This is a genomic window from Novosphingobium sp. (genome assembly GCF_027486195.1).
Lineage (GTDB): Bacteria > Pseudomonadota > Alphaproteobacteria > Sphingomonadales > Sphingomonadaceae > Novosphingobium.
The window spans coordinates 1-2,987 of the sequence record NZ_JAIXPP010000080.1 but is presented as its reverse complement, the minus strand read 5'-3'; the positions used below and the strand labels follow the sequence as shown (position 1 = coordinate 2,987).

Genomic DNA, 2,987 nt, shown 5'->3' with positions numbered 1-2,987 from the left:
GCTCTTGCCCACATCCAGCGCCGGGAAGATGCGCTTGTCCGCCACCTTGCGGTCGAGCACGATTTCCGAGTTGCCGGTGCCCTTGAACTCTTCGAAGATGACTTCGTCCATGCGGCTGCCGGTATCGATCAGCGCGGTGGCGATGATCGAAAGCGAGCCGCCTTCCTCGATGTTGCGCGCGGCACCGAAGAAGCGCTTGGGCCGCTGCAACGCGTTGGCGTCGACACCGCCGGTCAGCACCTTGCCCGAGCTCGGCACCACGGTGTTGTAGGCGCGGCCGAGGCGGGTGATCGAATCGAGCAGGATCACGACATCGCGCTTGTGCTCGACGAGGCGCTTGGCCTTCTCGATCACCATTTCGGCGACCTGCACGTGGCGGCTAGCAGGCTCGTCGAAGGTCGAGGAGATCACCTCACCTTTCACGCTGCGCTGCATGTCGGTCACTTCCTCGGGGCGTTCATCGACCAGCAGCACCAGCAGGAACACTTCCGGATGGTTGTCGGTGATCGCTTTCGCCATGTTCTGCAGCAGCACGGTCTTGCCGGTGCGCGGCGGCGCCACGATCAGCGCGCGCTGGCCCTTGCCCTGCGGGCTGACGAGGTCGATCACGCGGGCCGACTTGTCCTTGACGGTGGGGTCAAGCGTATCGAGCCGCAGGCGCTCGTTGGGATAGAGCGGGGTGAGGTTGTCGAAGTTGACGCGGTGGCGAACCGCATCGGGCTCGTCGAAGTTGACCTTGATCAGGCGCGTGATCGCGAAATAGCGCTCGCCGTCCTTGGGGGCGCGGATCTCGCCTTCCACGGTATCGCCAGTGCGCAGGCCCCACTTGCGGACCTGGTTGGGCGAAACATAGATATCGTCCGGGCCGGCGAGGTAGTTCGCCTCGGGGCTACGCAGGAAGCCGAAGCCATCCGGCAGCACTTCGATCGTGCCGATGCCGAGGATTTCCTCGCCGTCTTCCGCCACTTCCTTGAGAATGGCGAACATGAGATCCTGCCGACGCAGCGTGCTCGCACCCTCGACATCGAGCTCCTCGGCCATCTGGACGAGTTCGGCGGGCGTCTTCTTCTTCAGTTCCTTGAGATGCATCTTTTCTTTATCCGAATAGGGGCAATCGCGCGCGCCGGATGGTCGTTGGGCTTGGGGAAAGCGGACCAATGGGGGCAGGGCGTCATCGCGCTGCCAAACCGGTATGCTCAGCGCGTTTAGGCTCCGCCACCGAGTGCGTCAATCAAAGAACGGCCCAGCCCCGAACAGCCTGATCAGAACGGCTTGACGATCACCAGCACCACAATCAGCGCTGCGGTCACGCCTGGAATCTCGTTGAGCAGGCGCAGTTGGCGCCCGGTCAGTTGCCGCTCGCCCCGCGCCAGCTTGGCGGCATAGGTGGCGAGCCACAGGTGATAACCGCTGAGTACCAGCACAAGCGCGAGCTTCGCATGAAACCAGCCTTGCGTGAACCATTCCCCGCTCACCGCAAGCGCCAGGCCGAAGCCCCAGACAACGAACAGCGACGGCCACATGATGATCTTCATCAGCTTGCGCTCGCGGTCGATCCAGATCGCGTTTTCTGGCGATCCTTCGGGCGCTTCCTGATGATAGACGAAGAAGCGCGGTAGCATGAACAGCCCCGCCATCCAGAAGATCACGAAAATGACATGGCCGGCCTTGAGCCAGAGATAGAGCATCGCGATCACCTGCATCATTCTGCGAAGATTAGCGCTTTCGCAGCCCGTCCGGAACTTGAGATTTGGGGCGGTTCACCCCGCCGCCAGCACGCTTCAGTGCGACCACCCGCGCACCACTTCAAGCAAGCGCTCGACATGCGGGATCGGCGTGAACTGCCCGATGCCGTGGCCCAGATTGAACACATGCGGACGATCGGCGAACACGTCGAGCACGCGCCGTGCGCCTTCTTCCAGTGCCGGCCCGCCTGCCAGCAGCAGCAGCGGATCGAGATTGCCCTGCACCGGCAGGCCCGCGGGCAGGGTCTTCGCCGCCCAGACCGGGTCGATCGTCTCGTCTACGCCGATGGCATCGACGCCGGTGCCCTCAGCATAAGCCGCCAGCTTCTCGCCCGCGCCCTTGGGGAAGCCGATGATCGGAACGTCTGGATGCAGTTTGTGCATGGCCTCGGTGATCCGCGCATTGGGGCCGATCACCCAGCGTTCGAACTCGGCGGGAGCAAGGCTGCCGGCCCAGCTGTCGAAAAGCTGCAGACCTTCCGCGCCGGCCTTCACCTGGCCGCTGAGGTATTCGACCGTCACATCGACAATCGCATCGATGATCGCCTGGAAGGCACCCGGGTCGCGATAGGCGAGTGCACGGGTCTCGTGCTGGTCACGGCTGCCCTCGCCAGCCACCATGTAGGTCGCGATGGTCCAGGGGCTGCCTGCAAAGCCCAGCATGGTCGCCTCAGGCGGCAGGGCGGCACTGACCAGGCCCACGGTGTCATAGATCGGCGTGAGGCGCTCAGCGACGCTCCTGAGCGTCTCCAGACCCGCATCTAGCAGGCGGGGGGAAAGCGCCGGACCTTCGCCGGCGAGGAACTGGAGATCCTGACCCATCGCATAGGGCACGATCAGGATATCCGAGAACAGGATCGCCCCGTCGAAACCGAACCGGCGCAGCGGCTGCAGCGTGATTTCCGCAGCAGCCTCGGAATCATAGACCAATGCGAGGAATCCGCCCTTCTCGGCCCGCAGTTCGCGATACTCAGGAAGGTAGCGCCCTGCCTGGCGCATCAGCCAGATCGGACGGCGGGAAAGATTTGCCCCCTTGAGGGTGGCGAGAAGCGGCTTTTCGGCAGGGCTTGGCATCAGTGCATCGGTCCAGATCTAATCTATAGATTCTTTTGAATCAGATGGTGGTAGTTAGTTGGCCCTGTGGATAGCGGGGACGACATGCATCTGCCCGAATTGTCCTGCTGTCTCCACAAAAAAGCGTGTCAGCGACTCTGAACGGTTCCGGGGGCAAGCGAAACTTGT

At 63.0% G+C, this 2,987-nt stretch carries 3 protein-coding genes; all 3 read right to left on the bottom strand.

From position 1 onward, the window contains the following. Nucleotides 1–1,089, bottom strand: a 1,089-nt coding sequence (gene rho, locus Q0071_RS14980) for a transcription termination factor Rho (protein ID WP_298171150.1), incomplete at its 3' end; no start/stop codon positions are given. Between the two features lie 173 nt (nt 1,090–1,262). Then, the gene (locus Q0071_RS14975) at nt 1,263–1,706 is read right to left on the bottom strand and encodes a CopD family protein (protein WP_298171147.1); all 444 of its coding nucleotides are present in this window, start codon (nt 1,704–1,706) and stop codon (nt 1,263–1,265) included. Between the two features lie 75 nt (nt 1,707–1,781). Then, complete coding sequence (gene hemE / locus Q0071_RS14970) at nt 1,782–2,819, bottom strand: uroporphyrinogen decarboxylase (RefSeq protein WP_298171144.1); 1,038 nt, start codon at nt 2,817–2,819, stop codon at nt 1,782–1,784. Nucleotides 2,820–2,987 lie beyond the last annotated feature (168 nt).

What these genes read in the sequence shown, in the direction of transcription:
- Q0071_RS14975 (WP_298171147.1), bottom strand. Translation starts at nt 1,706, where the DNA reads ATGATGCAGGTGATCGCGATGCTCTATCTCTGGCTCAAGGCCGGCCAT.
- hemE (WP_298171144.1), bottom strand. Translation starts at nt 2,819, where the DNA reads ATGCCAAGCCCTGCCGAAAAGCCGCTTCTCGCCACCCTCAAGGGGGCA.